Below are 2,460 nucleotides of genomic sequence, written 5' to 3'. Positions count from 1 at the left end.
GGCACCTCGGTCAGCGCCTTGAGCCACTCGGGTTGATTGGCCGGTGCCGCGACCGGCACTGCACCTGCGTGCTTGACCTCAATGGGCGTGATCCCATTGGCGAACAACTGGTCGGCCACGGCGCCATCGGTCGCCGCGTCCACCACCCCGGTCATCATTTCGCCGCGGTTATTGCGGCCCTTCCAGGCATAGGCGGTCATGTCATTCGATCTCGCTGCTCAGCCGCATCGCCTCGGACATCGTGGTTTTGCCCCGCCAAACCAGGTCCAGCGCTCGGAAGCCCATGGTCTTGCCTTTCATCTTTTCGCGGGCGTGTTTCATGAACTCGGTGGGATCACTGCGCGTGGTGGCTTGTGCCAGCACGGAATCCATCTCCAGCATCTCGTACACACCGCGGCGCCCGATGTAGCCGCAGCCATTGCAGGCCGAGCAGCCCCGGCCGCGCATGGGCCGAGCCACCGGCTCGTCGCTGCCGATCATGGACGTCAGCCAGGCCGCTTCCTGGGGGGTGGGCGTGTGCGGCTCCAGGCAGGTGTCGCAATTGACACGCACCAGGCGCTGCGCGATCACGGCCTGCAGCGAGGTGGCCACCATGAAGGGCGCCACGCCCATGTCCAGCAGCCGAAAGGGTGTGCTCATGGCATCGCGCGTGTGCAAGGTGGACAGCACCATGTGGCCTGTCACCGCGGCGCGCAGACCAATCTCGGCCGTTTCGGGATCGCGCATTTCGCCCACCAGGATCACGTCCGGGTCCTGGCGCAGCGTGGCACGCAGCACGCGGGCAAAGCTCAAATCGATCTTGTCATTGACCTGCACCTGCGTGAGGCCCGGCAGGCGGAACTCCACCGGGTCTTCCACCGTGATGACCTTGTGCCGTTCAGAGTCGATCTCGGCCAGGGCCGCGTACAACGTGGTGGTTTTGCCCGAGCCCGTGGGGCCCGTGACCAGCACCATGCCCGAGCTGCGGCCCAAAATCTCCTTGAAGCGCTCCAGGATGTCCTTGGGCATGTTGATGTGGTCCAGGCGGCGCACGCCCGATCCATGGCCCAGCAGCCGCATGACGACCGATTCGCCGTATTGGCAGGGCAGGGTCGACAGGCGCACATCCACGGTGCTGTCGCGCAGCCGCAGCGAGAAGCGGCCATCTTGCGGCAGGCGTTTCTCTGAGATGTCCAGCGAGGCCATCAGCTTGAGGCGCTGGGTCATGGCGGCGGCAATGCGCTTGTCCGCGTGCGTCTGGGTCTGCAAGATGCCGTCGATGCGGCTGCGCACGACCAGTTCATTCTCTTGCGGTTCAAGGTGAACATCAGAGGCCCCGCATTGAACGGCGTCTTCAAAAATGGATTGCAGCAGGCGCACCACGGGGGCGCCTTCCTGGCCTGCGGTGGCCTGCAGGGTGCCGAAATCGACCGCATCGCCGATGTCTTTTTCCAGCGCCTTGGCCAAGCCAGAGATCTCATCGGTGCGGCGGTAATGCCGGTCGAACGCCGCCGACAACTGGCTTTCCGCCACCACGGCGATCTGCACCGTGCGTTTCAGGATTTTGGTCAACTCGTCGTAGGCAGACAAATCCAACGGGTCGGCCATGGCCACCAGCAAGTCCTCGCCCCGTTCGCCCAGCACCAACGCGCGAAAGCGTCGGGCGTGCGATTCAGGCAGCAAGTGCACCATTTCCGTCTTCAGCGGAAAACTTTTGAGGTTGACGAAAGGCGCGCGCAACTGGCGGGCCAAGATGTTGGCCAGCGCTTCTTCGGTGATCACGTTCGCGTCGATCAGCAGCCGACCCAGCTTCTTGCCGGTGGTGCGCTGCATCTCCAGCGTTTGCTTGAGTTGTTCTTCCGAGATGAGCTTTTGCTGGACCAGCACGTCGCCCAGGCGCAGCTTCTGCCGCTGCGGGACGGTGCTGATGGGCTCTGATTCGGTGCTTGATGACATTTAAAGGCCTCCAGGCGCCGGAACTACCAGCGCCACGTCTGACCTTGGATTTCGGCAGGTGGGAGGAATCCTTGAGCGTGTAGGGCGCGCGACGTGCCCCGGCGAAAAAAAATCCCCGCAGTCATCAGGACTGGCGGGGATTTTCTGGGGGAGGGGGCTGTTGGTCAGCCCGCCGATCAGCTGCTGAACAAGAAATTCAACACATCGCCATCCTTGACGATGTACTCCTTGCCTTCCGCGCGCATCTTGCCCGCGTCTTTGGCGCCTTGCTCACCCTTGAAGGCGATGAAGTCTTCAAAGGCGATGGTCTGGGCCCGGATGAAGCCGCGCTCGAAGTCGGTGTGGATCACGCCAGCCGCCTGAGGCGCCGTGTCGCCGACATGGATGGTCCAGGCGCGCACTTCCTTGACGCCCGCCGTGAAGTACGTTTGCAGGCCCAGCAACGTGAAGGCGGCACGGATCAGGCGGTTCAGGCCGGGTTCGTCCTGGCCCATTTCGGCCAGGAACATGCTGCGGTCTTCATCG

Annotated in this window: 2 protein-coding genes and 1 pseudogene; all 3 read right to left on the bottom strand. The window is 63.5% G+C overall.

The window, feature by feature from the left end; genetic code table 11:
• Positions 1 to 200: pseudogene (locus tag H7225_RS11300) on the bottom strand (type II secretion system F family protein); the annotation flags it as partial.
• A 1-nt stretch (position 201) separates the two neighbouring features.
• The gene (locus tag H7225_RS11295; RefSeq protein ID WP_290661860.1) at positions 202 to 1,935 is read right to left on the bottom strand and encodes a GspE/PulE family protein; all 1,734 of its coding nucleotides are present in this window, start codon (positions 1,933 to 1,935) and stop codon (positions 202 to 204) included.
• 176 nt (positions 1,936 to 2,111) lie between these two features.
• The coding region (locus H7225_RS11290; protein WP_290661858.1) for a DUF933 domain-containing protein at positions 2,112 to 2,460 on the bottom strand (349 nt) is incomplete at its 5' end.

The organism is Aquabacterium sp. (genome assembly GCF_014378415.1).
Classification (GTDB): Bacteria; Pseudomonadota; Gammaproteobacteria; order Burkholderiales; family Burkholderiaceae_C; genus Aquabacterium.
Note: the sequence above shows the minus strand (reverse complement) of the source record. Positions and strands in the feature narration are given on the sequence as shown.